27 protein-coding genes are annotated in these 24897 nt (G+C 71.0%); 14 read left to right on the top strand and 13 right to left on the bottom strand.

Going from position 1 to position 24897, the window contains the following annotated elements:
* The first annotated feature begins 90 nt into the window (after window positions 1–90).
* A complete protein-coding gene (locus HNQ09_RS00425; RefSeq protein ID WP_184023982.1) occupies window positions 91–378 on the top strand; it encodes a hypothetical protein in 288 nt (95 codons plus the stop codon).
* A gap of 66 nt (window positions 379–444) precedes the next feature.
* Window positions 445–1728, top strand: coding sequence for an AAA family ATPase (locus HNQ09_RS00420; protein ID WP_184023980.1), 1284 nt, complete (start codon window positions 445–447; stop codon window positions 1726–1728).
* 49 nt (window positions 1729–1777) lie between these two features.
* On the opposite strand, the gene HNQ09_RS00415 is transcribed toward HNQ09_RS00420, so the two are convergent.
* The 4 genes from HNQ09_RS00415 to HNQ09_RS18735 form a co-directional block, all read right to left on the bottom strand.
* A complete protein-coding gene (locus tag HNQ09_RS00415; protein WP_184023978.1) occupies window positions 1778–2551 on the bottom strand; it encodes a hypothetical protein in 774 nt (257 codons plus the stop codon).
* Between the two features lie 186 nt (window positions 2552–2737).
* A complete protein-coding gene (pyrF, locus tag HNQ09_RS00410; RefSeq protein WP_184023976.1) occupies window positions 2738–3559 on the bottom strand; it encodes an orotidine-5'-phosphate decarboxylase in 822 nt (273 codons plus the stop codon).
* Window positions 3556–3813, bottom strand: a complete 258-nt coding sequence (locus tag HNQ09_RS18740) for a 3-keto-5-aminohexanoate cleavage protein (RefSeq protein ID WP_246363042.1) — start codon at window positions 3811–3813, stop codon at window positions 3556–3558. The genes pyrF and HNQ09_RS18740 overlap by 4 nt, the downstream gene beginning before the upstream one ends.
* A gap of 72 nt (window positions 3814–3885) precedes the next feature.
* Window positions 3886–4281: a 3-keto-5-aminohexanoate cleavage protein gene (locus HNQ09_RS18735; RefSeq protein WP_343057546.1), complete on the bottom strand. Its 396-nt coding sequence runs from the start codon at window positions 4279–4281 to the stop codon at window positions 3886–3888.
* Between the two features lie 50 nt (window positions 4282–4331).
* Between HNQ09_RS18735 and HNQ09_RS00400 the strand changes: the two genes are divergently transcribed.
* Both HNQ09_RS00400 and HNQ09_RS00395 read left to right on the top strand, forming a co-directional pair.
* The gene (locus HNQ09_RS00400; protein ID WP_184023974.1) at window positions 4332–5186 is read left to right on the top strand and encodes a DUF1028 domain-containing protein; all 855 of its coding nucleotides are present in this window, start codon (window positions 4332–4334) and stop codon (window positions 5184–5186) included.
* A 41-nt stretch (window positions 5187–5227) separates the two neighbouring features.
* Window positions 5228–5710 (top strand): Rrf2 family transcriptional regulator, encoded by a 483-nt coding sequence (locus HNQ09_RS00395; RefSeq protein ID WP_184023972.1) that lies wholly within the window; start codon window positions 5228–5230, stop codon window positions 5708–5710.
* 12 nt (window positions 5711–5722) lie between these two features.
* On the opposite strand, the gene HNQ09_RS00390 is transcribed toward HNQ09_RS00395, so the two are convergent.
* Window positions 5723–6541 (bottom strand): hypothetical protein, encoded by an 819-nt coding sequence (locus HNQ09_RS00390; protein ID WP_184023969.1) that lies wholly within the window; start codon window positions 6539–6541, stop codon window positions 5723–5725.
* A 156-nt stretch (window positions 6542–6697) separates the two neighbouring features.
* Between HNQ09_RS00390 and HNQ09_RS00385 the strand changes: the two genes are divergently transcribed.
* The 7 genes from HNQ09_RS00385 (at window position 6698) to HNQ09_RS00355 (ending at window position 13669) form a co-directional block, all read left to right on the top strand.
* Window positions 6698–8275, top strand: coding sequence for a nitrite/sulfite reductase (locus HNQ09_RS00385; protein ID WP_184023966.1), 1578 nt, complete (start codon window positions 6698–6700; stop codon window positions 8273–8275).
* Window positions 8272–8817, top strand: a complete 546-nt coding sequence (gene cysC, locus HNQ09_RS00380) for an adenylyl-sulfate kinase (protein WP_184023964.1) — start codon at window positions 8272–8274, stop codon at window positions 8815–8817. Before HNQ09_RS00385 ends, cysC begins: the two co-directional genes overlap by 4 nt.
* Window positions 8814–9581, top strand: a complete 768-nt coding sequence (locus HNQ09_RS00375; RefSeq protein WP_184023961.1) for a phosphoadenylyl-sulfate reductase — start codon at window positions 8814–8816, stop codon at window positions 9579–9581. The genes cysC and HNQ09_RS00375 overlap by 4 nt, the downstream gene beginning before the upstream one ends.
* Before the next feature lie 89 nt (window positions 9582–9670).
* A complete protein-coding gene (gene sat / locus HNQ09_RS00370; RefSeq protein WP_184023957.1) occupies window positions 9671–10843 on the top strand; it encodes a sulfate adenylyltransferase in 1173 nt (390 codons plus the stop codon).
* 193 nt (window positions 10844–11036) lie between these two features.
* Window positions 11037–12032: an aliphatic sulfonate ABC transporter substrate-binding protein gene (locus tag HNQ09_RS00365; RefSeq protein ID WP_184023954.1), complete on the top strand. Its 996-nt coding sequence runs from the start codon at window positions 11037–11039 to the stop codon at window positions 12030–12032.
* 4 nt (window positions 12033–12036) lie between these two features.
* Window positions 12037–12873: an ABC transporter permease gene (locus HNQ09_RS00360; protein WP_343057545.1), complete on the top strand. Its 837-nt coding sequence runs from the start codon at window positions 12037–12039 to the stop codon at window positions 12871–12873.
* Between the two features lie 52 nt (window positions 12874–12925).
* Entirely contained in the window at window positions 12926–13669 is a 744-nt protein-coding gene (locus HNQ09_RS00355; protein WP_184023952.1) for an ABC transporter ATP-binding protein, read from the top strand.
* Window positions 13670–13754: 85 nt separating this feature from the next.
* Here HNQ09_RS00355 and HNQ09_RS00350 read toward each other — a convergent pair whose 3' ends face one another.
* Both HNQ09_RS00350 and HNQ09_RS00345 read right to left on the bottom strand, forming a co-directional pair.
* Window positions 13755–15164, bottom strand: a complete 1410-nt coding sequence (locus HNQ09_RS00350; protein WP_184023950.1) for an MATE family efflux transporter — start codon at window positions 15162–15164, stop codon at window positions 13755–13757.
* Window positions 15165–15289: 125 nt separating this feature from the next.
* The gene (locus HNQ09_RS00345) at window positions 15290–16543 is read right to left on the bottom strand and encodes an aspartate aminotransferase family protein (RefSeq protein ID WP_184023948.1); all 1254 of its coding nucleotides are present in this window, start codon (window positions 16541–16543) and stop codon (window positions 15290–15292) included.
* Window positions 16544–16686: 143 nt separating this feature from the next.
* Between HNQ09_RS00345 and HNQ09_RS00340 the strand changes: the two genes are divergently transcribed.
* Window positions 16687–17079, top strand: coding sequence for a hypothetical protein (locus HNQ09_RS00340; RefSeq protein WP_184023946.1), 393 nt, complete (start codon window positions 16687–16689; stop codon window positions 17077–17079).
* A 122-nt stretch (window positions 17080–17201) separates the two neighbouring features.
* Window positions 17202–18365 (top strand): glutathionylspermidine synthase family protein, encoded by a 1164-nt coding sequence (locus HNQ09_RS00335; RefSeq protein WP_184023944.1) that lies wholly within the window; start codon window positions 17202–17204, stop codon window positions 18363–18365.
* Between the two features lie 28 nt (window positions 18366–18393).
* On the opposite strand, the gene HNQ09_RS00330 is transcribed toward HNQ09_RS00335, so the two are convergent.
* From HNQ09_RS00330 to HNQ09_RS00305, 6 genes are all read right to left on the bottom strand, one after another.
* Window positions 18394–18930: a GrpB family protein gene (locus HNQ09_RS00330; protein ID WP_184023942.1), complete on the bottom strand. Its 537-nt coding sequence runs from the start codon at window positions 18928–18930 to the stop codon at window positions 18394–18396.
* Between the two features lie 22 nt (window positions 18931–18952).
* The gene (locus tag HNQ09_RS00325; RefSeq protein ID WP_184023940.1) at window positions 18953–19153 is read right to left on the bottom strand and encodes a hypothetical protein; all 201 of its coding nucleotides are present in this window, start codon (window positions 19151–19153) and stop codon (window positions 18953–18955) included.
* 11 nt (window positions 19154–19164) lie between these two features.
* The gene (locus HNQ09_RS00320; protein ID WP_184025084.1) at window positions 19165–20943 is read right to left on the bottom strand and encodes an ATP-binding protein; all 1779 of its coding nucleotides are present in this window, start codon (window positions 20941–20943) and stop codon (window positions 19165–19167) included.
* 35 nt (window positions 20944–20978) lie between these two features.
* Complete coding sequence (locus HNQ09_RS00315) at window positions 20979–22031, bottom strand: DNA double-strand break repair nuclease NurA (RefSeq protein WP_184023938.1); 1053 nt, start codon at window positions 22029–22031, stop codon at window positions 20979–20981.
* A 98-nt stretch (window positions 22032–22129) separates the two neighbouring features.
* The gene (locus HNQ09_RS00310; protein WP_184023936.1) at window positions 22130–22765 is read right to left on the bottom strand and encodes a Crp/Fnr family transcriptional regulator; all 636 of its coding nucleotides are present in this window, start codon (window positions 22763–22765) and stop codon (window positions 22130–22132) included.
* A gap of 144 nt (window positions 22766–22909) precedes the next feature.
* Window positions 22910–23824, bottom strand: coding sequence for a histone deacetylase family protein (locus HNQ09_RS00305; RefSeq protein WP_343057544.1), 915 nt, complete (start codon window positions 23822–23824; stop codon window positions 22910–22912).
* Between the two features lie 136 nt (window positions 23825–23960).
* Here HNQ09_RS00305 and HNQ09_RS00300 point away from each other — a divergent pair, with 136 nt between their 5' ends.
* Window positions 23961–24884 carry a carbohydrate kinase family protein gene (locus HNQ09_RS00300; RefSeq protein ID WP_184023932.1) on the top strand — a complete coding sequence of 308 codons (924 nt, stop codon included), beginning with the start codon at window positions 23961–23963 and terminating at the stop codon, window positions 24882–24884.
* The last annotated feature ends 13 nt before the right edge of the window (window positions 24885–24897 follow it).

Below are 24897 nucleotides of genomic sequence, written 5' to 3'. Positions count from 1 at the left end.
CTGAGCGCTCCGGCCGAGTGACCAAGATCCAGAGCCGAGCGCCGCAAATATGCACGCTATGAGTGGCTTCTCATGGTACAGGTGGGGTCTATGAAACTAAAAGCATGGGCGGCAGCGCTCGGCCTCTTTGCGGGCGGCATGGTGCTAGGGCAGGCATTTCAGGGTGACATAGGCCAAATGCGGGATGTAACCCCCGCTGCGGCGGTGAGTACCGCCGAAACGGTCTATGCCGAATACGTCACCCTGTCGCTAAATGCCAAGAGCGCTGCACAAATTAGTCAGATTGCCGATGAGGCGCGAGTGCGAATGGACCTCATTCAGGTCAAGCAAAATGCCGAGATCATCCGGCAACTCACCCTGTTCAACAGCAAAAAATAGTTTCAGGTGCACCTCTTCGCTCTTCGAGCCTGAAAAACTGTTTAAAGGGCCGCTATCCTGCCCCGCGTGACCCTCTTCGACCCGCCCGCCCCCCTGGCCGAGCGCCTGCGCCCGCAGACCGTCGCCGAGGTCGTGGGGCAATCACACCTGCTGGGGCCGGGCAAGCCGCTCACGCGCGTGCTGCAAAGCGGGCGGCTGGGGTCACTGATCTTGTGGGGACCGCCCGGCGTGGGCAAGACCACCCTGGCGCGGCTGCTCGCGGCCGAGGTGGGCGCCCACTTCATCCCGCTCTCGGCGGTGTCGGCAGGCGTCAAGGACGTGCGCGAGGCGGTGGCGGAAGCCGAGCGCGTGCGGGGCCGGGGCGTACGCACCATCCTCTTTCTGGACGAGATTCACCGCTTCAACAAGGCGCAGCAAGACGCGCTGCTGCCCCACGTCGAGTCGGGCCTGCTGACCCTGATCGGCGCGACCACCGAGAACCCCAGCTTCGAGGTCAACCCGGCGCTGCGGTCACGGGCGCGGACGCTGGTGCTCGAAGCGCTGACGCAGGAGGAGGTGCGCGGGTTGCTGGAGCGCGCACTCGCAGACCCACGCGGGCTGCCGGGGGTGACGGCCCAGCCGGAGGCCCTCGACCTGCTCGCCCGGCTCGCGGAGGGCGACGCGCGGCGGGCGCTCTCGACGCTGGAGGTCGCCGCGACGCTCGCCGACCCGGTGACCCCGGAAGCGGTGACCGAAGCTTTCGGGCGCCACCTTCCGGCGATGGACAAGAACGGCGAGGACTTCTACAACCTGATTTCCGCGCTGCACAAGTCGGTCAGGGCCTCGCACGTGGACGCTTCGCTCTACTGGCTGGCCCGCATGGTCGAGGGCGGCGCGGACACCCTGTACGTCGCCCGGCGGATCGTCCGCATGGCCGCCGAGGACATCGGCCTGGCCGACCCGCAGGCGCTGCGGCTGTGTGTGGCCGCCCGCGACACCGCCGAGTTCCTGGGCAGCCCGGAGGGCGACCTCGCGCTCGCGCAGGCGGTCGTGTACCTCGCGCTGGCGCCCAAGAGCAACTCGGTGTATGTGGCCTGGAAAAACGCCCTGAACGCCGTGCGCGAGGGCGAGACGCTGCCCGTGCCCGTCCACCTGCGCAACGCGCCCACCGCCCTGATGCGCTCTCAGGGCTACGGCCAGGGCTACGCCTACTATTTCGACGACCCGGAGGGCAGCTTTCAGCAGAATTACCTGCCCGGCGGCGTGGCGCTCGGCCTCTACGAGCCGACCGGCGAGGGGTGGGAGGCGCGGGTGGCGGAGCGCTGGCGGAAATTGCGGGAGGCGCACGGGGAGGCGCCGGGCGGCACCTGAGCCTGCGGCGCCCCCGCGCCCGGCCGCCTTACCCGGCGGCGCCTTCCCCTCAGCGGAAGTGCAGGTCGAGGCGGCCCACCATCAGCCTCAGGTAGCACAGCAGGGCGTAGAGCAGCACGGCGGTGCCCAGAAATTCGAGCGTCTCCTCGACCGTCGCGGCGAGTTTGTAGTGCAGGTCGTCGAAGCCGTAGAGGTCCGACAGGCGGCTGCCCAGGACCTCCATGCCCAGCGCGCCGCCGAGGTACAGCGCGGCCGCCAGCCCGAGCAGCAGGCGAACACGCGGCGCCAGCCGCAGCCAGAACCGCAAAAAAACCACCGCGAACAGCCCGACGAACAGCAGCCCCAGCGTCACCCAGCCCAGGGACGCCAGCGACGACAGTCCCGCCGAATCCGCAGCCGAGGACGCCGACTCCGACAGCCCCTCGTGCACGCCCGCCGTCTCGTCGAACGACAGCCCCAGGAACACCAGGCCCAGCACCCACCAGTAGGCGTTCTCGCGCTGCTGGCGCCGCCTCGACACCTGCGCGATCACGAACATCAGCCCGGCGCACACGAACAGCGCTGCGGTGGAGACGTAGGAGGGCAGATTTTGCTCACGGTCCAGGTAGGTCAGGTTGTAGAGCTTGGTGAACAGGCCCTGGTCCGCCAGCGTCGGCGAGGCGGCCAGCAGCAGGTTGAGCAGGGTCGGCACCACGATCAACCCCGCGATCAGCCACAAAAAGGCCCGCAGCACCCGCTCGGGGACGACGCTGAGCCGCAGGGTCTCCTGGGAAGCGGCTGCGGTGACAGGGGGCGCCAGCCTTCGGGAGAAAACCGTCCGCATAAGAAGACCTCACTGATCGTCCGGCGCCTGACGCCTGACCTTGCACAGGCGGGCGCCAGCCCAGGAGACGGAAGCTTCTGAACGCTTGAGCTGACCTTGCGATGACGGAACTGCCCTGAGCTTAGTCAATCCGGAGGACGCTGCACCCCCCCGAAGGGTTAAGCGTTTCTTCACCTGTGAAAAATGTCAGCGCGCCGGGGCCAGCGCGCCGTTCAGCTCGTCTCTCAGTCCCCGCGCCGCCGCCCGGCTCGCCGCCACGTCCAGCCCCTGCGCGTACTGCACGGCCCGGCTGGCGCTTGCCAAGGCGCCGGTGCCGCCGGGGCGAAATGCCGGGGCCAGTTCCGCCGCCGCCGCCCCCTGCGCGCCCAGCCCGGGCAGCAGCAGCAGCGCGCGGGGCATCAGCGACCGGAAGCGGGCGAGGTCGCCCGGATGGGTCGCGCCCACGACCGCGCCGACGCTGGCGTACTCGCCCTGCTCCTCTTCTCCCAACCGGGCGACTTCCGCCGCCACCCGCTCGCTGACGCCCTGGCCCTGGAGGTCCGCCTGATCGAGATTGCTGGTTTTCACCAGAACGAAGACCGCGCCGCCGTTGGCCCGCGCCGCTTCCACAAACGGGGTGAGGGTCCCGAAGCCCAGAAAGGGATTCACGGTTAGCGCGTCCCCCGCGTGCGCTCCCGTCAACCAGCCCTGCGCGTAGGCCTGCGCCGTCGAGCCGATGTCGCCCCGCTTACCGTCGAGAATCACCGGGAGGCCCAGCGTGCGGGCGGCCCCGCAGACCTCTTCCAGCAGCGCGAAGCCGGGCAGCCCCAGCGCCTCGAAAAAGGCGAGCTGCGGCTTGAGGCAAGCGGCGTAGGGGGCGGCGGCCTCCAGCACGTCGAGGGTATGTTCCCGCAGGTGCGCCGCGTCCCGGTACGCCCCGGCGCGGGGGTCGAGGCCCACGCACAGCCGGGTCTGGAGGCGGCGGGTGCGCTCGGTGACGGCGGCGGCAAAGGGGGGCGCGGAGGTCATCGGGCGGAGGCTAACACGGCCCGGGCGGCCCGCACGAGGTCGGCGTTGTCCCGTGCGGGCGTGCCGTCCGGCAGCGTCAGGGTGTCTTCCAGGCCGGTGCGGGTATCCAGGCCCCGGCGCCCGGCCTCTTGCAGCAGGGGCCAGGCGCCCTTGCCCGCGCCGTGCAGCAGGCGGGGCGGCCCGACCCCGCCCTCGTCCAGCAGTGCGAGAACGGCGGCGGCCTCGTCCAGCGCCTCCTGCGGCCCCCGGTCCATGACCTCGACGAGAATCCGGAGCGCCCGGTCGCGCCGGGGCCAGGTCAGAAAGGCCCGCGCCGCCTCCCGGTGTCACAGCCCCGCTTCCACACCCACGCCGAGGCCGAGCAGTGTCTCGGCCAGGGGCCGGGCGTGGGCCTCGTGCCAGTTCACGGACACGAAATCGGGGCGCACGGTCCAGGCCCGCGCCGCCGCAAGCTGGGCAGCCACGTCCGGCAGGATCCAGAAACCGCTCGAAATCCCGGCGGGAAGGCCGGGGCAGGCGGCGCGCACGACCCTGAGCGCGGCGGCCACGGCCCCCGCCTCCAGCGATTCCCGGCCGCCCTCGTCCCGGGGGTGGAGGTGCAGCGCCCCCGCGCCCGCCTGGGCGGCCGCCTGCGCCGCCTGCGCGAGCTGGGCAGGCGTGACGGGCAGCGCCGGGTGGCTGCCGGGCGGACGGTCACCGTTCAGACAGGCTTTCAAAAGCACGGCCCCAGAGTACCGGACCCCCACCAGCCCCCCGCTGCTAGCCTTGGCCCATGACCTTTTCCATCGTGGGGCGCGACCCCGTGACGGGCGACCTGGGCGTCGCCGTGGCGAGCAAGTTCCTGGCGGTCGGCGCGCTGGTGCCCTTTGCGCGCTCGGGCGTGGGCGCGGTCGCCACCCAGAGCTACGTGAACCCGAATTTCGGCCCCGACGGCCTGCGCCTGCTCGCCTCGGGGCTGGGGCCGCAGGAGGTCGCCGCGCAGTTCCAGGCGCAGGACGCGGACATCCAGCAGCGGCAGTTCGGGATCGTGGGGGCGGACGGGCGCAGCGTGACCTTCACGGGCGAGGGCTGCCACGCCTGGGCGGGAGGCCACGCGGGAACGGACGTGGCGATGCAGGGCAACATCCTGACCGGGCCAGGGGTCATGGAGGCGATGCGGGCAGCGTGGGAGGGGGCGGGAGGTCAGCCTCTCCCCCGGCGGCTGCTCGCGGCGTTGCGGGCCGGGGACGCCGCCGGGGGCGACAGGCGCGGGCGGCAGTCGGCGGCGCTGCTGTGCGTGGGGCCGGGGCGCGGGTACGCGGGCCTGACCGACGACTGGGTGAACCTGCGCGCCGACGACCACGCGGACCCCTGCGGCGAGCTGGAGCGGCTGCTGGGCCTCCACGACCTGCTGTTCGGGCGGCCCGAATCCACCCGCGAGCTGACCGAAGACGAGCTGGAATGGCTGCGCGCCCGATTGATCATCGAGGACTACGCGACCTCGCTGCCCGCTGGCCCCTGGGACCCCGAGACCGAGGCGGCGGCCTGGGCCATGTTCGGCACCGAGAACCTGGAGGAACGCTGGGTGCCGGGCGGGAGATTCGACCCGGCGGCCTTGAACTACCTGCGGGAGCGCTTCGGGGAATAAGCGGCTGGCGGCTGGCCGCCGGAAGCTGGTAGCCTCCCCCCATGCGCCTCTCGGCCACCGACGTGTACGCCTTTCAGGCGCTGGGCTTCCTGGGCACCCAGGCGCTGGATGCCCAGGACCCGGCGCGCTGGGTGTCCAGCGAGGAGATCAGCGAGGCGACCGGCGTCCACCGGCCGTACCTGGTGCGGATTCTGGCGGCGCTGACCGCCAAGGGCATCGTCAAGAGCAAGAAGGGCATCGGCGGCGGGTACGCGCTGTCGCGCAAGCCCCGGCTGATCTCGCTGTGCGAGGTGGTGCGGGCCATCGACGGGCCGGTCGCGCCCCTCTCATGCATCAGCCTCAACTGGCACGAGCCGTGCGTCGAGGAGAACCGCTGCCACGTCCGCGCCACCGTCTATACCCGGATGCGCGACGCGATGCTGGGCGTCTTGCAGGACTTCAGCGTGGAAGACCTGGTGACCGACGCGCGGCAGGGCGTGAGCTACGGGCACTGCCTGGGGCATCTGCTCAAGCCCAACGCCTGAGCAGGAGAGCAGTTAGCGCAGCCGGATGGAGCGCACCAGGGCGTCGAGGGCGCGCAAGTCTGCTTTGCCTTCCTCGGCGTTCAATTTGCGGGTGAGATCTGCACGGTAGGCGTCCACCTTCTGCCGATAGGCGTCATAGGCTGGACCTTTGCCCCTGCTTTCGGCCGGATAGGGAGCCACATCGTAGTTCTTCGTCCGGTCCAGCTCGGCGCGGGTGGGCAGGCTGGCGGGAGCGTAGGGCACCTGCACCGTGACGTAAAAGCGTCCGTCGTGGCTGAGGCCCTGGAAGGTGTAGAAGACACGCTCGCGGTTGATTCGCACACCGTCCTCTTGGGAGTGGACGGCGAGGTAGCGCAGGCCCTGCAAGGCAGGTGTCCTGAAGGTCCGGGCCGCGCCCGTGCCGTATTGGTTGGCGTTCACGAGCGGCAGAAAGGGCAGGGTCAAGGGCCACTTGACTTCGTTCAGCCCCAGGCGGCCAGTGTTCAAGGCACGCAGGGTATCCATCTGCGTGCGGACGTTCCACGGCTCGCCCCGCTCCGGGTACTGGGCGAGGAGTCCAGCGACCGGATAGACGGCGACGTAAGCTCCGGGGAGTTCCGTGTCATACCGGGGCTGCCAACGCTGGCCCGGCTTATTCATGACGGCGCGGACGTGGGTGGGGAAAAAGAAGGTCGGTCCATCCGCGCGGGGGACACCCTGGACGGTCTGTGCCTCGGCACTCCGCCCAATCGTGCGGGCATCCAGGTTGAGCCGGGGCAGAGCAGGGCCTTCCACCCCGCCCGCCAGGGAGATCGAGGCGACGGAGGCGAGCAGCAGCGGCCAGAGCTTCATAACCCGCATGTTGTCGCGTTCCACGTGACGCTGTTCTGAAGGCTGCCCTACCCAGACAAGCCACATTGTTGATCTCTCTTGTCATCTACTCTGGGCCGCACCCGAGGCGGGTCGTCGGCGCGCCCTCCAACCTCCTCTCCCCCGGAGCTTTCAACCATGAGCGACATCGAGACCCTGAAAAAAGAGCTGCCCCCCTTCCAGATTTTCGACCTGATCCCGCAGTACGCGGCGCAGGGCTTTATCGACCCCGAGCGCATCGACCTGCTGAAGTGGGCGGGCGTGTACCCGCAGCGGCCGCAAGAAGACGGCTTCCTGATGATGCGCGTGCGGGTGCCCAGCGCCGAGTTCGCCACCTCGACCCTGCGCGAGGTCGCCAATATCGCGGAGGAGTACGGGCGCGGCTTTCTGGACGTGACCGACCGTCAAGCCTTTCAGTTTCACTGGCTGACCATCGACAAGATTCCCGAGATTTTCGACCGGCTCGAACCGCTGGGCCTGCACCCCCGGGGAGCCTGCGGCGACACGGTGCGCGCGGTGATCGCCTCGCCGCTGGCGGGCCTCGACGCCCGCGAGACCATCGACGTGCGGCCCATCGCCTTCGCGATGGAAGGCACCCTGACCGGCAGCAACGACTTTCAGGACCTGCCGCGCAAATTCAAGATGAGCCTGACGGCCACCCCCGAGCTGGAAGGCATCCACATGATCAACGACGTGGGCTTTCTGGCGCACACGGTGAATGGAGAGGTCGGCTTCGACGTGTGGGTGGGCGGCGGCCTGGGGGCGGTCGCGCACCTCGCCAAGCGGCTGGGCGTCTTTATCAAGCCGGAGGAAGTGGTGGAGGTGGGCCGGGCCATCGCCGGGGCGTACCGCGACCACGGCTACCGGGTCAACCGCAAGAAGAGCCGCCTGAAGTTCCTGATCAAGGACATCGGCGTGGAGCGCTTTCGCGAGATCGTGGAGACCGAGTACCTGGGCCGCAAGCTGCCCGACGGCCCCGCCGCCCCCGTCGCCCGCTTCGGCGGCAACGACGTGCTGGGGGTCAACCCGCAGCGGGACGGCCTGAACTACGTCGTGGTGGCGACCACCGTGGGCCGCATCGACCCGCGCAAGGCGCGCGGCCTGGCCGACCTCGCCGACCGCTACGGCAAGGGCGTGCTGCGGACCACCGCCTTCCAGAACATGGTCATCCCGCACGTGAAGACTGAGGACCTGGCCGAGCTGAGCGCCGAGCTGGCGCTGCTTGACCTCGCGCCCAAGACCACCCTGCGCGGCACGACCATCGCCTGCACCGGCACCCAGTTCTGCCGCCTGGCGCTCACCGAGACCAAGGCGCGCACCGCGAACCTCGTGGACGACCTGGAGCCGAAGTTCAGTGACCTGGACGTGCCCTTCACCATCAACCTGACGGGCTGCTCGAACGCCTGCACCCGCTATCAGGTGGCCGACCTGGGCTTCATGGGCGCCCTGCGGGCCAACAAGGAGACGGGCGGCGAGGAAGAGGTCTACAACGTCCACCTCGCCGGGAGCATCGGGCAGGCCCAGCGCACCGGCACCAAGCTGAAGGGCGTGGTGCCCGCCGTGCGCCTGAACGAGTACGCCGAGGCGGTGCTCTCGGACTTCCGCGCGGGCAAGCACCCCGGCGAGAGTTTCGTCGAATACGCCGACCGGGTGGGGCACGAACGCTTCACACCCGACGCGGTGCTGCGCGGCGACCGGGAGGTCGTGACGGCATGACCGCCACGCTGAACCGCCCGGAAACCGGCACGGGCCGCGTCGTGTGGTTCACGGGCCTGTCGGGCGCGGGCAAAAGCACGCTGGCTTCGGCGCTGCGGGACGACCTCGCGGCGCGCGGGGTCGCCGTCGAGCTGCTCGACGGTGACGCCGTGCGCGAGAACCTCAGCAAGGGGTTGGGCTTTTCCCGGGAGGACCGTGACACCAATGTCCGGCGCATCGCCTTCGTGGCGGGGCTGCTGGCCAAGCACGGGGTCACGGTGCTCGTCAGCGCGATCAGCCCCTACGCGGACACCCGGCGGGAGGTCCTCTCGGCGCTGCCCCATCCCACGGAAGTGTTCGTGGACGCGCCGCTGGAAGTGGTGACCGAACGGGACGTGAAGGGGTTGTACCTCAAGGCGCTCGCAGGTGACCTGCCGCACTTCACAGGGGTTTCCGATCCTTACGAGGCCCCCGAGACGCCCGACCTGCACCTGCGGACCGACCAGATCAGCGTGGAGGAGGGGATACGCCAGCTCCTCGCGCACCTGGGGTACGGCGCATGACGGCCGCCGACGTGCGGACCCCCGAGCAGGGCGGCGTGCCGCTGACCACCGAGCCGCGTGCGCCCCGTGAGGCCGCCGGACACGCCGACCCGGGTGCCCCCGCCTTCGCCCCGGACACCGACCCGCTGGAAGTGATCGCCTGGGCGCTGGAGACCTCCCCCGACCTGCTGATGCCGAGTGCCTTCAACCTCAACGGGGTCGTGCTGCTGGACCTCGCGGCGCGGGCAGGCTACCGGGGCGAGGTGGTGTTCGTGGACACGGGCTACCACTTCCCGGAGACGCTGGCGACGCGGGACCGCCTCGCCGCGCGGTACCCGCAGATGACTTTCGTGACCCTGAACGCGGGGGCGAGTCCCGAGGACGGCCAGACCCCGCCCGACCTGTACGCCGCCGACCCGGACGCCTGCTGCGCCGTTCGCAAGGTCGCGCCGCTCCAGACCTACCTGCGGGACAAGGCCCCGTCCGCGCTGCTGAACGCCCGCAGCCGGGACCAGGCGAGCACTCGCGCCGACATTCCCTTCGTCGAGACGGGCGGCCCGCGCGTCAAGGTCAATCCCCTGGCCCACTGGACCCGCGAGCGGCTGGAAGCCTACGCCGCCGAGCGCGGTCTGCCGGTCAACCCGCTGTATTTCGACGGCTTTCTCAGCGTGGGCTGCTGGACCTGCACCCGCGCCGTGCGCCCCGGCGAGGACGCCCGCGCGGGCCGCTGGGCCGGAAAGGGCAAGACCGAATGCGGCCTGTGGGCCGGAGAGAACAAACTCTGAACACGCCCCAGGCTCCTTTTTTTGCTCCAGAAGTTGACCCGTTTCATCCACTAAACCTTTCATTCCACTTCCACCGCGCGAGGCTGACCATGACCACCCTTCCTGCTCCCTCTCCCATCCTGCTGCCCGCGCCGCTGGGCGGCACCCTGGTCCACCGGGTGCGCCGCGCCGGGCACGACTTTGACCTGGCCGAGCTGACGGGCTTGCCCCGGCTGGAACTCTCCGACCGCGCCTTTGCCGACCTGGAAATGCTGGCGACGGGGGCGTACTCGCCGCTGACGGGCTTCCTGGGCGAGGCGGAGTACCTGAGCGTGATCGAGCACATGCGCCTCGCGGACGGCACCCCCTGGAGCCTGCCCATCACGCTGCCCGTGAGCCGGGAGGCGGCGGGGGCTTACACGGGCCGGGTGGTTCTCACGCGCGGCGGCGAGGCGGTGGGCACGCTGGACGTGCAGGAACGCTACGAGGCCCGCAAGGCCCTGGAGGCCCGCGAGGTCTACCGCACCCAGGACCCCGATCACCCCGGCGTGGCGGCGCTGTACGCGGGGGGGGACGTGAACCTCGCCGGGCCGGTGACCCTGTTCGAGGTTCCGCGCGGCGCCTTTCCCCGGCACCACCGCACACCTGCCGAGGTCCGGGAAGTCATCGAGGCGCGCGGCTGGCGGACCTCGGTGGCGTTCCAGACGCGCAACCCGATTCACCGGGCGCACGAGTACCTGCACAAGGTCACGCTGGAACTGGTGGACGGGCTGCTGCTGCACCCGCTGGTCGGCACCACCAAGGGCGACGACGTGCCCGCAAAGGCGCGCGTGCAGGCCTACGAAGTGCTGCTGGACCGCTACTATCCCCGGGAACGCAGCCTGCTGAGCGTGTACCCCGCCGCCATGCGCTACGCCGGGCCGCGCGAGGCGGTGTTGCACGCCCTGTCGCGCCGCAACTACGGGGTGACCCACTTCATCGTGGGCCGCGACCACGCAGGCGTGGGGAGCTACTACGGCACCTACGACGCGCAGGAGATCTTCTCGGCCTTTACGGCCGGGGAACTGGGGATTCAGATTCTGAAGTTCGAGCACACCTACTACTGCCAGAGCTGCGGCCAGCTCGTCAGCCCGCGCACCTGCCCGCACGGCCGCGAGCACCACCTCGTCCTGAGCGGCACCCGGGTGCGCGAGAAACTGCGCGCCGGAGAGCCGCTGCCCCCCGAGTTCACCCGCCCCGAGGTGGCCGAGGTGCTGCGGGCGGCGTACGCGGCGCAGGACTAGACCCCCGGCCCGCCGGGCGCTCCCCCTCGACGTTGATCCCCAGGACGCCGAACGCGGCGGGGCGCGCGCGGACGTGGCCCGTGCCGGCGCCCAGAGGCCGGGAGGAACCTGCTTTAAGCTGGGCTGTACCTGGCCCCCCCGGGGCCACCCGCCCCGCGCCGCCCCTCTTCCCTGAGAGCACCCCGGAGGACCCATGACCCAAGGCACACCCCGCAGAGCCGCCCGGCGCTGGAGGCTGCTGGCCCTCGCCCTGCTGGCGAGCAGCCCGGCCCACCACGCGGCGGCCCAGAATGCGCCCACCGTGCGGCTGGGCTACTTTCCCAACCTGACGCACGCCCCGGCCCTAGTCGGCCTGGAGCGCGGCACCTTCCAGAAAGCGCTGGGGGCAGCCCGGCTCGACGCGCGGGCCTTCGTCTCGGGCACCACGCTGACCGAGGCCTTTGCGGCGGGGCAGATCGACCTCGCCTACGTCGGCCCCGGCCCGGCGATCAACGCGGCCACGCGCGGGATGCCCCTCCAGATCATCGCGGGGGCGAGCGAGGCGGGCGCGGTGCTGATCGCCCGCAAGGACAGCGGAATTCGCAGCTACGCGGACCTCGCCGGAAAGCGGGTGGCGGTGCCTAGCCTGGGCAACACGCAGGACATCAGCCTGCGCCACCTCCTCAAGGAAGAGGGCCTGAAGCTCCAGACCGACGGCGGCAACGTGGTCGTGACGCCCGTGGCTCCCGCCGACATCGCTGCCGCCTTTGCGGGCAAGCGGGTGGACGCCACGCTGGTCCCCGAGCCGTGGGGCGCGCTGCTCCAGGCGCAGGGACACCGCCTGATCGGCTCCGAAAAGACGGTGTGGCGGGACGGCCGGTATCCGACGACCCTGCTGATCGTGAACACCCGCTTCGCGCAGGCGAACCCGGCGCTGGTGGCGAATTTCCTGAAGGCGCACGCGGACGCCGTGGCCTACCTGAACCGCAGTCCGGCGGCGGCCCGCACGCTGGTCAACACGCAACTCGATAAGCTGACGGGGCAGCAGGTGGACGTGCGGGTGCTGCAACGGGCCATGACCCGCACCCGCTTCACGACCGCGCTGGACCTCGCCGCCCTCACCGACTACGCTGCGCTGAACGTGGAGGCCGGGTACGCCCGCCAGATTCCCGACCTGCGGGCGCTCGTCAATCCGGGTTTCAAGCGGTGAAGCCGTGACCGTTCGCGCACCCACCGCCGACCCCGCCCCGCTTTCCGGTACCCCGCCGCGCTGGCGGGTGCTGTCCTGGCAGCTGATCGGCCTCGCGCTGATCCTGGCCGTCTGGTGGCTGGTCACCGACGTGCTCAAGCTCTATCCCCCCTACGTGTTTCCCAGTCCCCGCGCCGTGTGGACCGAGGTCAGCTACGGCCTGTGGGGCACGGGACCGCAGGACGGCAAGCTGCTCTCGGCCATCGGCGGCAGCCTGCGGCGGGTGTTGACCGGCTACGGCATCGCGGTCGTGCTGGGCGCGGTCGTCGGCCTGCTGATGGGCGCGTGGTTGCCGCTGCGGGCCACGCTGGGCGCGTACCTGACCGGCATCCAGAGCGTGCCGTCCATCGCCTTCGTGCCCTTCGCCATCCTCTTTTTCGGCCTGAACGAACGGGCGGTGCTGTTCGTGGTCGTGCTGGAAGGCTTTATTCCGGTGGCGCTGGCGGTGTCGGGCGCACTGCTGAACGTGCCCCCGGCGCTGCGGGTGGCCGGGCGCACCCTGGGCGCGCGGGGTCTGTCGCTGACGACCGGGGTGCTGCTGCCCGCCGCGCTGCCCAACGTGCTGACCGGCCTGCGCACCGCCTGGAGCTTCGCGTGGCGGGCGCTGGTGGGCGGCGAGCTGCTGATCAGCGGAGTGGCGTCCATCGGCGAGCAGCTTGAAGTCGGGCGGGCAACTGCCAACGTCGCGCTGGTGCTGGCGACCATCATCATCATCGGGATCATCGGCGGCGTGTTCGACGCGCTGCTGCGCGGAGTGGAGGGCCGGGTGCGGCGCGACTACGGCCTGGAGGTGCCCCGGTGAAGTTTCATGGCGTATCTGACCGGCTGACGGGCGGTGTACAGTGACCGCCACCATGCCCCGCCCCGCCGCCCCCGCCACCCTGCCCCAGGGCGAGAGCCTGACCCTCGGCGGCGTGACCTACCGCTACGGCCGCTCGCGCACGGCGACCACCCCGGCGGGGCTGGGGCCTTTGGACCTGCGGGTGGAAGCGGGCGAGTTCCTGTGCGTGGTCGGCCCCTCGGGCAGCGGCAAAAGCACGCTGCTCTCGCTGCTGGCGGGCTTCCTGCGCCCCCAGGTGGGCGAAATTCGGCTGGGCGACCGCCCCGTGACGGGACCCGACCCGCGCCTGACGCTGGTGCAGCAGGAAGCGGCGCTCTTTCCCTGGCGCACGGTGGCCGGCAACGTGGCGTTCGGGCTGGAGCGGCTTGGCCTGCCGCGCGCCGAACGCGGCGCCCGGGTGGCCGAGACCCTGCGGCTGGTCGGGCTGGAGGGCTACGGCCCCCGGCGCGTCCACGAGCTGTCGGGCGGCCAGCGTCAGCGCGTCAGCCTGGCCCGCGCGCTGGCGCTCCAGCCCCGGCTGCTGCTGCTCGACGAGCCGTTCAGCGCCCTGGACGACCGCACCCGCACGGTCCTGGCCGACGAGCTGCTGGGGATCTGGTGGGCCAGAAAGATCACGGTGGTGTTCGTGACCCACAACCTCGAAGAAGCCCTGGCGCTGGGGCAGCGCGTCGTCGCCCTGCGCGGCGGCGAGGTGGCGCTCGACGCCCCGGCCCGCGAGCTGAACGTGGCCCGGCTGCGCGAGACGCTGGAGGGGTAACTCCCCCGCGGCTGAGGGCGGGACCGAGCACGACACAGAGGGGCCGAGGCTTTGCGCTTCGGCCCCTCTGTGTTTGGAAGGCGTTTCAGTGAGCCGCCAGCGCCTCCTTGCCCCGCTGCGTGGCCGCCAGCGCTTCCCAGTCCACCCGGCGGCGGCGCCACTCGAAGATGGCGACTTTGGCGAGTTCGTCGGCCACGCGGGCCAGGAAGACGCCCCAGACGCCCAGGGGTGTGTACAGCCCCAGGAAAATCGCCAGCGGCAACCCCACCACGAAGGACCCCACCACGTCCCCGACGATGACGCCCTTGCCGTCCCCGGCCCCCGGCAAGACCCCCGCGCCCAGGATCATGTTGCGGACCTTGACGACCTGGGTGGCCGCGTTGATCAGGATGCCGCCCAGCGCGATGGACCGGACTTCCTCGCCCACCGCCGGGAACAGCAGCGGCAGCAGCAGACCGCTGAGGGCGAACAGCACGCCGAAACCCAGGCCGGTCAGGAGCCCGGCGCGGCCCACCCGCGCGAGCCAGGCCTGCGCGCCGGGGCCGTCGCCCGCGCCCAGCGCCCGCCCGATCAACACGGTCGCCGCCGACATCAGCCCAAACGACCCCACGATGAAGATGCCCTCCAGCGTGCCCACGATCTGGCTGGCCGCCAGCGCCCCTGTGCCCACCCGCGCGAACACGGCGGCGTACAGAAACCCGCCCAGGCTCCAGACGAACTCGGTGAAGCCGATGGGCGCCGAGAGCCTCAGCAGCGGCCCCGCAATCCCGCGCCGGGTGCCGGGCCGGGGCAGCGCAAAGGCCGCGAGGCGGCGCGGCCCGTACACCTGGTACGCCAGCCACAGGGCCTTGAGCGTCTGCGCGGCCACCAGCGCCCAGGCGGCGCCTACCACGCCCAGCTGCGGCAGCGGCCCCACCCCGAACACCAGCCCGACCGCGATCAGGCTCTCGACCACGACCGTCAGCAGGGTGGCGACCATCGGTGTGCGCGCGTGCCCCAGCGAGCGCAGCGCCCCGCTGAGAATCCAGCCCACCACCCCCGGCACCAGCGCCAGCATCGCAACGTGCATGTAAGGCAACGCGGTGCGGGTCACGTCCCCGGCGCCGCCCGCCAGCCGCAGCAGGCCCTCCCCGCCCAGGATCACCGGCCCGGTCAGCAAGGCGGCCAGGGCGGTGCTGACAACCAGCGCGACCGCCAGCGCGCCGTTCACACCCGCCCGGTCGCCGGCCCCTGCCCGCCGCGCGACCAGGATCGAGGTGCCCGACCCCAGCGCCCCCAGCGTCACGAAAAACATGAAGCTCACGCTGCCCGCCAGCCCCACCGCCGCGACCGCCACCGCCCCCAGCGTGCCCACGATGACCTGATTGACGAAGGTCAGCACCAGTTGCAGCACCATTTCCAGGCTGACGGGCACGGCGATACGGGCGATCTCCCGCGAGGGCGGGCGGCTGTGAACCGGTTCAGCAGGCGGGGTGGTCAGGGACACGGCAGACATACCGCGCCAAGGTACACCCGCCGGGGGGAGGCACCGTCAGCCGAATGGCGGAGGGCTAGACACGGCCGGGGCACGCCAGCGGGGCGCGGTGGACAGCAGCGCCCGCGCCCCGCTGACGCCTCCCCTTATTCCGTCTGCTTGTCTTCCTTCTGGGCGGCCAGCTCCGCCGCGCGGCCCTCACGGGGGTTGACACCCTCCAGCACGCGCTCGAAGGCGGCCACGACCTGATCGATCTGCTCGCGGCTGATGGTCACGGGCGGCAGGAAGCGCACGACCAATGGGGTCGCGGCCAGGGTCAGCACGCCCTCCTCGTGCTCCAGGGCGGTGATGTAGGGGGCGCTCTTTTCCTTTAGTTCCACGCCGATCATGAGGCCCAGGCCGCGCACCTCGCGGATCTTGGGCGAGCGGATCGCGCGCAGCCGCTCCATGAAGTAGGCCCCCTTCTCGCGGGCCTGCTCGGCCATGCCCTCGTTTTTCATCGCGCGCAGGGCGGCGACCCCGGCGGCCATGCTCAGCGGGTTGCCGCCGAAGGTCGTCCCGTGCCCGCCCTTGGGCATCCGGTCGGCGACCTCGGCGGTCATCGCCAGCGCGCCGATCGGCACCCCGCCCGCCATCGCCTTGGCGAGGGTCATCGCGTCGGGGATCACGCCCGAGTGCTCGCAGGCGAACATCTTGCCGGTGCGGCAAAAGCCGGTCTGGATCTCGTCGAGAATCAGGAGCGCGCCCCGCTCACGGGTGATCTCGCGGGCGGCCTGGAGGAACTCCGGCGTGGCCGGGCGCACCCCGCCTTCCCCCTGCACGGGTTCGAGGATCACGGCGGCCGTCTCGCCGCTGACGGCGGCGCGCAGCTCCTCGATATTGCCGTAGGTCACGAAGTCCACGTTCTTGCTGTCCACCGCGTCCCCGAACGGCTCGCGGTAGCTCGGCTCCCAGGTAAAGGCCAGGGCGCCCAGCGAGCGGCCCGAGAAGCCGCGCTTCATGGATACGAAGCGCCCCCGGCCCGTCGCGGTGATGGCGAACTTCTTGGCCGCCTCCATCGCTTCGGTGCCCGAGTTGCACAGGAAGACCCGGTCGAGACCCTGCGGCAGCACACCGACCAGCTCGGTCAGGAACTCGGCGCGCTTGTCGTTGGGGAGGGTCTGGGGCATCACCATCAGCTTGCCCGCCTGCTCCTGAATGGCGCGGACCACGTCGGGGTGGCTGTGGCCGATGTTCGCCACCCCGTATCCGGCCACGCAGTCGATATAGGCGCGGCCCTGGTCGTCCCAGACGGTCGCGCCCTGTCCGCGCACCATCACGACCTGATGCTTGTTGTAGACGCCCGAGTCGTAGCGCAGCTCGGCGTCGAGCCACTTGCTCCTGGTGTTCGTTGTGGTCATGGCAAAAACCTCCTCGCGGTCGAGATCCAGTGTAGAGGCTGGGCATGAGCGGGCGGGGCGGGGTGTCCAGAGGGGTGGGCCGAACACCCCGGCCCCGGCGGCTCCCCCGGAACCTCCGCCCCCGCCCAGGCGTATTCAGGAGGGTGAGCAAGACCTTCCACCTGCCGCTGCTCGCCGCGCTGCCCGCCCTGCTGGTGGCCTGCGGCGACGACGATCTGGACCTCGACCGCTACAAGCGCACCAAATACACCTCCTACGAACAGTGCCGCCTCGCCAACCGGGACGCCATAGGGCGCGGCCTGCAAAACCCCTGCCAGAAGACCAGCGGCGGCTTTTACGGTCCTTACATCTGGCTGGCCTCGGGCCTGACCCGTTACGTGGGTTACACCTCATCGGGGCGCGTGGCTCCCACCGGCCTGACCTACGACACCCGCTCGGGCAAGACGACCTCCTTCAAGGCGCCGGGCGTCAGCCGGGGCGGGTTCACCAGCACGGGCCGCGCGAGCAGCTCCGGCAGCGCGAGCTACGGCGGCTAAAGGATGAGCCTCCGATTCCAGCCCGTCGGGGTGAGAGCGAGACGTGCTTCCATCTCCGGCTCATCCTCTCGGCTGCTTCTCCCTTCGGTCGGGGGCCGTCCCCCGGCCCGGCAGGGGGCCTGATGCAGCGCCGCACCCTCCTCCCCCGCCCGAACTGGGAAGCCCGCCTGCAAGAGGTTGGCATGACCTGGTACGCCCCCACCCCCGAACACCCGGTCCCGTACTGGGGCGAGGAAGGCTATTACGCCTTCACCCCGGGCCAGATCGAGGGGCTGAAACGGGACGCCCAGGACCTCACGAATATGGTGCTGGAGACGACCGCCGCCGCCATAGAGGGCGGACGGCTGGGCGAACTCGGCATCCCCGCCTTCCTGCACCCGGCCGTGCGCGAGTCGTGGGACCGGGACGACCCGACGCTCTATATGCGGCTGGACCTCGCCTATGACGGGCGCGGGCGGGCGCGGCTGCTGGAGGTCAACGCGCAGACGCCGACCAGCCTGGTCGAGGCCGCCGTGTGCCAGTGGCAGTGGCTCGAAGACCGGCTGGAGCGCGGGGAACTGCCCGCCGGGACGGGCCAGTGGAACACGATTCACGAGGGGCTGGGCGAGCAGTGGGCCTACCTCGTGCGCGAGCGGGGCGTCACCCAGGCGCACTTCAGCTCGGCCCGCGAGGTCGAGGACATCGCCACCGTGACCTACCTGCGTGACCTCGCGGGGGTGGCGGGCGTCAGCGGCTCGTTCCTGGCGGCGGACGAGGTGGGAACCAGCCCGCAGGAGCCGTTCTTGCTGGACACGTGGACGCTGCCCATCCGGAACCTGATGTGGCTGTGGCCCTTCGAGTACGCCTGGGAGTCGCGCGACAGCTCTTTCCTGGCGACCACCCAGACCCGGTTTCTCGAGCCGCTGTGGAAGGCAGTCACGTCCAGCAAGGGCCTGCTGGCGCTGCTGCACGAGCGGTATCCGGACTCCGGGCTGGTGCTGCCCGCCTCGCTGACGCCGGGGCGACTGGGGCCGAGCGTGGTCCGCAAGCCGCTCTACTCGCGCGAGGGGCAGAATGTGCAGCTTCCCGGCGAGGCGGCCACGGCGGGGGCCTACGGCGACCTGCCGCTGGTGGAGCAGGCTTACGCGGAGTTGCCGACGTTCGCGGTGGGCGACGGTCCCCGTTACCCGGTCTTGGGCGTGTGGGTCGCCGGAGACGAGGTGTGCGGGCTGGGCATCCGCGAGGGCCGGGGCCGTGTGACGGACAACCGGGCGACGTTTGCCCCGCATGTGGTGACGCCGGGCTGAGGGTTGCGCCGAGCTGGGCGGCTGGAGGTCAGCCCTCCACGCCCACTGAGCGGAACTCTGCGAGAATCCCCTCCACAAAAGCTCCCTTGCGGGCGGTGTACTCGGCGCGGGCGGCCCCATGCTCCCGCGCCAGCGCCGTTTTGAGGGCCTGGTACTCGTCCCGGAGGTCGGGGCAGGCGCGCAGCACGTCGCGGAACAGGAGGTAATCTCGCCACCGCTGCTCCCTCACCGGCATCAGGTGCAGGTAGTGCGTGCGCGCCTCGTCAGGTCCTTTGGCGAAGAAATACTCGCCCCACCCCTCCCGGTCCCCGAACGACGCATAGCCGATCTGTTCCAGCGGACGGATACAGGCGTCCAGCCGCGCCGCATCCTCCACCCCCACGGCCAGGTCAAGGATGGGCTTGGCGGCGAGGCCCGGAACACTCGTGCTCCCCACGTGCTCGACCGCCACAGCCAGAGGCCCCAGCGCCCGCGCGACCTGGCCGCGCTCTTGGGCGAACAGGCCCGGATACTCCGCCGAGGACGGGCGAAGTTCGACGGTGCCCCGGCGAAGTCCCAGAGTCATAGCGTCCGTGTCCGGACCCTGCCTAGTGATCCCCGCCCAACCGCTCCGGCGGCGGGTTGAGGTGCGTCTTGTTCGTACTCTCGGTCGCCGCCTCAGTGTCGAAGGGATTCTCGTTCGCCAGTCGCTCGACCTCGCGGGCTGCCGCCTCGGAGGTCTCGGGCGTCCATTCGCCGTGGCGGGTCATGGTCTTCTCGTCGCCGGACTTTTTCTGGTCGTCGCTCACGGGCACTCTCCTTATTCTCCGAGCCAGTCGCGGCCCGCGTCTTCGGTTTCCTGCACGCCGACCGCTTCGGCCACCTCGTCGCGGCGGGTGGCCCAGGCGGGAAAGGGGTAGTTGACCAGCACCGGGTTGGGCACGTCGGGCTGCGACACCAGCATGGTGCCGGGTTGCAGGATGCCCGCCCGCGCCCGGAAGCTCTGCGGCAAAAAACGGTATTCGGGCCGCTCGGCTTCCGCGAGGTCGAGGCGGCCCACCACCCGGATCGCCGCGTTGGACACGATGCGCCGCTCGACCTCCGAGGCGGTCTGCTGGGCGCCGATCAGGATGATGCCCAGGCTGCGGCCCCGCTCCGCGATGTCGAGCAGCACGTCCTTGATCGGGCTGTCACCCTCGCGCGGGGCGTACTTGTTCAGCTCGTCGAGGACCACGAACACGGTGTCCTGGCGCCCGTAGCGCTCCTTGTGTTCGAAGAGGTCACGCAGCAGCACGCCGACCACGAACATCTGCGCGTGGCTGCCCAGCCGGTTGATGTCCACCACGCTGGTCTTGAAGCGCCCGCCCAGGATGTTGGGCCGGTACTTCTCCGCCTGCGCCGCCGTAAGGTCGCCCCGGACCAGCGGCGAGAGGTGCTTTTGCACTCCCCGCAGGCGCCGGATAAACGCCTGAAGGGTGGCGGGCGACTGGTTGCCAGTCCAGCGGCGGTCGCCCGCGCCCTCGTTTTCCTCCAGCAGCTTGTAGTCGAGGTACGCCACCAGCTGCGGGAAAGTCTCGATACGCGCCTCGCCCAGCTCGCTGAAGCGCACCGACTCGTCGAGCAGCGCGTTCGTCTCGGCCTTCCAGTCGGACACGGTGAGGTGCGGCGCGTCACCGCCCTGCGCCAGCCGCGCGAGCTTGTCCTCGATGGACCCGATCACGAAGCCCAGGTTCAGCGAGGCATTGCGGTCGGCAAAAGCGTAGGGCAGCATCCGCCGGGCACAGAACTCGCGCACGGTGAAAACGAAGGGCGTGACCCCCCCCAGCCGCTGCTCGACGTTGGGCACGATCACCCCGCTGCCCCCCTCGCGCGGCGGCGCCAGGAACTGCACGTCCTGAAAGGGCGACATGGGCAACCCCAGCAGGTCGTAGCGGCCCTGCGGCAGGTTCTTGGCCGCGCGGACGCCGCGCTCGACGCCCTCGACCTCTTTGTTGGGCTTGTCCAGAAAGAGCAGATCCTCGCCCTTCACGTTGAAGATCAGGGCGCGGGTGGCGTGGCCCTCGTGGCGGCTGTCGAGCACGCCGCTGCGAAAGATCGAGTGCAGCAGAAAGAGGGCGTAACTCGTCTTGGTCGCCACCCCCGAGATGCCGCTGATGTTGATGTGGCCGCCGCTCTCGCCGTTGACGAACTGGTAGTTGACTGGCAGCACCTGCCCGTCGGCGAGCAGGCCGCCGGGAAAGGCCCGTTTCATCTTGTCGGCGCTCAGGGCGATACGCAGGTCCTCGCCGCGCGCGTGCTGAACGGAGTCGCCCGGCTGCGGCGGGATGAAGTTCTCGGGGCTGACGCGGGTGACGAGCACGCGGGCCGCGTAACTCACCGAGGCGGGCAGCAACCCGGCCACCACGTCGGCCACGTCGCTGTCGAAGGTCACGCCCTCGTGGCGGGTGCGGACATGGTCGACCAGCCCGTAGAAGCGCACCATCTGGCCGTCGGGCTTGCGCGTCTCCACGACCACGAGGTCGTCCATCTGCACGCTGGCGCCGGGGCTGACGGCGAACCAGAAGGTGACGGGCGTGGCGTCCTCGGTGCCCAGGACCATGCCGATGCGCCCGGCGCTGGGCTGGCCCGGCGCGGTCAAGCGACCACCCTTGACCCGTACTGCCCGGCCAGATGGGCGCGGATGCGGCGGGTCACCATCTCCGCGCTGCCCATCGCCCGGCCCATCGCCTGTTCCAGCGCCGCCGTCGGAATCAGGTTCTGGGGAGCGCGGGGGTCTTTGTGGGGCTGGCTGGCGAGGCGGCAGAGCAGCGCTCCCGACAGGTCGGCGATGTCCTGCACGCCGCGCGGCACGAAGTCGGTGTCTTCGGGCGCGTGCATCTCCAGGCGCATCACGCCCGCCAGCGGGTGCTGGTAGAAGGGCGCGTCACAGAGGCGCACATACCAGGTAAAACGCTGCTCACGGCCCTCGCCGGCGCCGTCGCCCCGGTCGCCCAGCTTGAAGCGCAAGACCGGCGTGCGCTCGCCCGGCCTGAGCGCCGTCAGCAGCCCGATGCGGTCGGCGCCGAGGTAATCGGTGTGCAGCGTCTTGACGTAGCCGACGACCGCCCGGCCCGCCTCGCCGGGGCGCACCGGGCCGTCTTGCAAGACGAGGGTGTCGGGCAGGGCGTCCACGTCGGTCTCGTCGAGGGGCAGCGGCGAGGCCAGCTCGGCGCTCATCGCCTGCTCGCGCCGCAACATCAGGGTCTGCACGGCGGCTCTGGCGCCCTCGACCTGCGCGCCCGCGAAGGCGTGGGGCTGGTATTCCAGCACGCCGGAGTGCGGGTTGCGCGGGCTGAGCCGGGCCACTTCCAGGGGAGCGTCGCCGCTGTAGGCGAGCACGCGGCGGGCCGACACGCCCTGGAGCTGCGCCTGACGGGAGCCGTGCGGGCAGAGGTCCACCGCGCCGACCACGAAGGCGCCGAACCCCGCCACGCTCAGCGCGCCCGCCCCGTCGTCGAGCAGCAGGCGGGCTTCCATGCGCGGCTTGCCGTCCACAACCAGAATGCGCCGCATCCGCTCGGGAATGCCGCGTGTGGGGATGGCCGCCCAGAGGTCGGTCTCGGCGTCGAACACCAGCCCGGCAAAGGGCTTCAGTGTCAACTGGCCGTCCTGGGTGTCTACCGGCCAGGGGTCAAGGCGAATCCGCATAGGGCGCATTCTACGCGCGGCCCGCCGCCTCCCGGGGTCAAAAAGTGTCCAGCAAAAGGCCCAGCGCGGGGCCGGGCCGGTCGGGAACGGGGCCGCCTTCAGCCGTGGTAACCGCTCAGGTCGCGCAGCGCGGCCTCGTCGGTGAGGGTCAGGCAGCGGTAGGCGGGGGTCAGGAGGCCGTCGTCGCGCATCTCGCCGATCAGCTTGGAGACACTCTCGCGGGTGGCGCCAGTACCCTCCGCAATCAGTTCGTGGGTGGCGCGCACGAAACGGGTGCCGTCGCCATGGCGGCCGCCCAGGCTGGACTCCGCGAGGTTGAGCAGGTAACGGGCGATGCGCTCGCGCAGTTCGCCGTTCTGGATATGCACCCCGTCGTTCATCACCCGCTGGAGCTGGGCGCTGAGGCTGCGGGTGACTTCCCACAGCTCGGCGGCGCCGAGGTGCTGCGGGTGCAGCGGCGTGACGGCCGCGTCGGTCAGGGCCGTCACCTGATGCCCGCGTCCCAGGCCGTGCAGCGTCTCTTCCCCGAACACGTCGCCGGGCCAGATGTGGCGCACCGTCAGGGTGCGGCCCTGGGGCGTCAGCCGGACGGCCCGCAGCAGCCCGCTTTCCAGTCGGTACAGGCTGGGTGCCGCGTCCCCCGCGTAGTACAACGTCTCGCCCCGGCGCAGCGAGCGGCGGTGCAGGTCAGGAACGACGTGGGGCAGGGCGGACGAGGGAATGGGAAGGGTCATGGCAGGCTCCTGACATTGAGAGGGCGAGCGGGAGCGGGAGGCCCCGAAGCTGACCAAAGTGTACTAGCCTTGAATAAGGTTGAATCCTGTTCGGGGCACTTTATGAAGTTCTTCCCGCTCGGCTGCCGGGGGTGGGGGCACCCCTCAGGTGAAGACCTCTAGGCCGTCGAGCACCACGCTCGCGTGGGCCTCGACCGTCAGGGCGTGGTCGCGGTTGTAGCCCCCGGCCATCATGGTGACGGTGGGCACGCCCGCCTCCCGCGCCCAGGCCAGCACCTCGCGGTTGCGTTCGCGCACGCCCTCCAGCGTCAGGACAAAGCGGCCGAAGCGGTCTCCCGCCAGCACGTCGGCGCCCGCGAGGTACAGCAGCAGGTCCGGGCGAAAGGCGTCCAGGGCGGGCAGCGCCTGTTCGCGCAGCACCCGCAGATATTCGCCGTCGGTAACCCCGTCGGGCAGGCCCAGATCGAGGCTGCTCATCTCCTTGCGAAAGGGGTAGTTGCGCTCGCCGTGGACACTGACGGTCAGCGCCCGCGTCTCGCCCGCGAGCAGCGCCGCCGTGCCGTTTCCCTGGTGCACGTCGAGGTCGAGGACCGCCACCCGCCGCGCCAGAGAGTCGTCGAGGGCCAGCCGGGTCAGGATCGCGGCGTCGTTGACCAGGCAAAAGCCCTCGGCGCGGTCGCGGAAAGCGTGGTGGGTGCCGCCCGCCAGGTTGGCGCCCCAGCCCTGCGCCAGCGCGTCGTGCAGGGCGGCGAGGCTGCCTCCCGCCGCGCGGCGCGCCCGCTCGACCACGCCCGGACTCCAGGGCAGCCCGAAGGCGCGTTGCTCGGCCGCCGTGACCTCGCCCCGGCGCCAGCGCCGCAGCCACACCGGGTCGTGCACCCGCGCCGCGTCCGCCCAGCGCAGGGCGGGCGTGTCCAGCACCGGCAACAGCCCGGCGAGCCGCCCCGCCACGCCCGCATACTTGTAGGCCGGAAAGCGGTGGCCTTGGGGTAACTCGAAGGTGTAGGCGGCGGGCGTGTAGGCGCGGAAAGGGTGCGGGAAGGCAGCGGGAACGCTCACCCGCGCAGTCTCGCGCAGGGGCGGGGCCGGGGCCGCAGCGCCCCCTACGTTGTTCAACCCCCCATCTTGTTCAACCTCTGTCCGGCTTGCAGGCGGGAGGAGACCGGGGCGGGCGCGGCCCTTTACTCTGTGCGGCATGACTGCGCCGCAACCGCCCGTGTCTCTGCCCCTGATCGTGAGTGCCGGAGAAGCCCTGACCGACCTGGTGACGGCGGGGGAGGGGCTTTGGCGGGCGCATCCCGGCGGCGCGGGGTGGAACGTGGCGCGGGCCTGCGCGCGGCTGGGGGTGCCCAGTGCCTTTGCAGGCGCGGTGGGCGAGGACAACTTCGGGGACGACCTGGCCCAGGCGGGCGCGGAGGCAGGGCTGGACCCCCATTTCTTGCAGCGCTCCCCGGCCCCCACCCTGCTGGCGGTGGTCTACCGCCTCACGCCGCCCGCCTACCGCTTTCTGGGCGAGAACAGCGCCGACCTGCACTTCGACCCGGCGCGGCTGCCGCAGGGCTGGCTGGACTCGGCCCGCTGGCTGCACGTCGGGGGCATCAGCCTGAGCCGTTGGCCGCTGGCCGACACCCTGCTGGGGGTGATTCGCGCGGCGCAGGCGGCAGGCGTGCGCGTCAGCTTTGACCCCAACGCCCGCCTCACCCACCGCCACCCCGACTACCCGGCGGTGTTCGCGGCGGTGGCCCGGATGGCCGACCTGCTCAAGCTCAGCGACGAGGATCTCGCTTTTTTCTTTCCCGGCCAGAGCGAGGCGGGCGCGCTGCGGCACCTGCGGGGGCTGAACGCCCGCTGCCCCATCGTGATCACGCGCGGAGCGGCGGGCGCGACCCTCTACCACCCGGCGGGCCGCGCCGACCTGCCCGCCGTGCCCGTGACGGTGGCCGATACGGTGGGCGCGGGCGACGCGCTGTGTGCCGGGCTGCTCGTCAGCGCCACCGAGCGCCCGGAAGCGCTGTGGACCGAGCACCTGCGGCTGGGGCTGCGCGCCGCCGCCGCCGCCTGCGCCCGCCCCGGCGCGTACGCGCCCACCCGCGCCGATCTGGAGGCGTTGCCCGGCTGAGGAAGAAGCGTCC

The sequence above is a fragment of the Deinococcus budaensis genome (assembly GCF_014201885.1).
Classification (GTDB): domain Bacteria; phylum Deinococcota; class Deinococci; order Deinococcales; family Deinococcaceae; genus Deinococcus; species Deinococcus budaensis.
The sequence above is the reverse complement of the archived record's forward strand: the minus strand, read 5'-3'. Positions and strand labels throughout refer to the sequence as shown.

Excerpts from the sequence above, each read along its gene's own strand:
- HNQ09_RS00425 (WP_184023982.1), top strand. The coding sequence starts at position 91 with ATGAAACTAAAAGCATGGGCGGCAGCGCTCGGCCTCTTTGCGGGCGGC.
- HNQ09_RS00415 (WP_184023978.1), bottom strand. The coding sequence starts at position 2,551 with ATGCGGACGGTTTTCTCCCGAAGGCTGGCGCCCCCTGTCACCGCAGCC.
- pyrF (WP_184023976.1), bottom strand. The coding sequence starts at position 3,559 with ATGACCTCCGCGCCCCCCTTTGCCGCCGCCGTCACCGAGCGCACCCGC.
- HNQ09_RS18740 (WP_246363042.1), bottom strand. The coding sequence starts at position 3,813 with ATGGACCGGGGGCCGCAGGAGGCGCTGGACGAGGCCGCCGCCGTTCTC.
- HNQ09_RS00400 (WP_184023974.1), top strand. The coding sequence starts at position 4,332 with ATGACCTTTTCCATCGTGGGGCGCGACCCCGTGACGGGCGACCTGGGC.
- HNQ09_RS00395 (WP_184023972.1), top strand. The coding sequence starts at position 5,228 with ATGCGCCTCTCGGCCACCGACGTGTACGCCTTTCAGGCGCTGGGCTTC.
- HNQ09_RS00390 (WP_184023969.1), bottom strand. The coding sequence starts at position 6,541 with ATGAAGCTCTGGCCGCTGCTGCTCGCCTCCGTCGCCTCGATCTCCCTG.
- HNQ09_RS00385 (WP_184023966.1), top strand. The coding sequence starts at position 6,698 with ATGAGCGACATCGAGACCCTGAAAAAAGAGCTGCCCCCCTTCCAGATT.
- cysC (WP_184023964.1), top strand. The coding sequence starts at position 8,272 with ATGACCGCCACGCTGAACCGCCCGGAAACCGGCACGGGCCGCGTCGTG.
- HNQ09_RS00375 (WP_184023961.1), top strand. The coding sequence starts at position 8,814 with ATGACGGCCGCCGACGTGCGGACCCCCGAGCAGGGCGGCGTGCCGCTG.
- sat (WP_184023957.1), top strand. The coding sequence starts at position 9,671 with ATGACCACCCTTCCTGCTCCCTCTCCCATCCTGCTGCCCGCGCCGCTG.
- HNQ09_RS00365 (WP_184023954.1), top strand. The coding sequence starts at position 11,037 with ATGACCCAAGGCACACCCCGCAGAGCCGCCCGGCGCTGGAGGCTGCTG.
- HNQ09_RS00355 (WP_184023952.1), top strand. The coding sequence starts at position 12,926 with ATGCCCCGCCCCGCCGCCCCCGCCACCCTGCCCCAGGGCGAGAGCCTG.
- HNQ09_RS00350 (WP_184023950.1), bottom strand. The coding sequence starts at position 15,164 with ATGTCTGCCGTGTCCCTGACCACCCCGCCTGCTGAACCGGTTCACAGC.
- HNQ09_RS00345 (WP_184023948.1), bottom strand. The coding sequence starts at position 16,543 with ATGACCACAACGAACACCAGGAGCAAGTGGCTCGACGCCGAGCTGCGC.
- HNQ09_RS00335 (WP_184023944.1), top strand. The coding sequence starts at position 17,202 with ATGCAGCGCCGCACCCTCCTCCCCCGCCCGAACTGGGAAGCCCGCCTG.
- HNQ09_RS00330 (WP_184023942.1), bottom strand. The coding sequence starts at position 18,930 with ATGACTCTGGGACTTCGCCGGGGCACCGTCGAACTTCGCCCGTCCTCG.
- HNQ09_RS00320 (WP_184025084.1), bottom strand. The coding sequence starts at position 20,943 with ATGGTCCTGGGCACCGAGGACGCCACGCCCGTCACCTTCTGGTTCGCC.
- HNQ09_RS00315 (WP_184023938.1), bottom strand. The coding sequence starts at position 22,031 with ATGCGGATTCGCCTTGACCCCTGGCCGGTAGACACCCAGGACGGCCAG.
- HNQ09_RS00310 (WP_184023936.1), bottom strand. The coding sequence starts at position 22,765 with ATGACCCTTCCCATTCCCTCGTCCGCCCTGCCCCACGTCGTTCCTGAC.
- HNQ09_RS00300 (WP_184023932.1), top strand. The coding sequence starts at position 23,961 with ATGACTGCGCCGCAACCGCCCGTGTCTCTGCCCCTGATCGTGAGTGCC.